The sequence below is a fragment of the Streptomyces virginiae genome (assembly GCF_000720455.1).
In the GTDB taxonomy this organism is placed as follows: domain Bacteria; phylum Actinomycetota; class Actinomycetes; order Streptomycetales; family Streptomycetaceae; genus Streptomyces; species Streptomyces virginiae.
The window spans coordinates 1-265 of sequence record NZ_JOAK01000118.1; the positions used below are offsets into that span (position 1 = coordinate 1).

At 58.9% G+C, this 265-nt stretch carries 1 rRNA gene; it reads left to right on the plus strand.

Features of this window, described 5'->3' with window-relative positions:
• Positions 1-265 (plus strand): 23S ribosomal RNA (locus IG86_RS0138205); the annotation flags it as partial.

A 265-nucleotide genomic window follows, 5' to 3' on the forward strand; every position in this document is an offset into this window, starting at 1 on the left:
CCAAACCGTATGCGTGTGATACCCGGCAGGGGTTGCGCATGCGGGGTTGTGGGAATGAGCTTGATCGGTCTGCCGGCCGGTCGGCGAGTCAGAAACCGTATGGATAGGCGAAGGACATGCGAAAGGTCCGGCGTAGAGGGTAAGACCCCCGTAGCTGAAATCTGTACGGCTTGCTTGCTCATCTCCCAAGTAGCACGGGGCCCGAGAAATCCCGTGTGAATCTGGCGGGACCACCCGCTAAGCCTAAATATTCCCTGGTGACCGA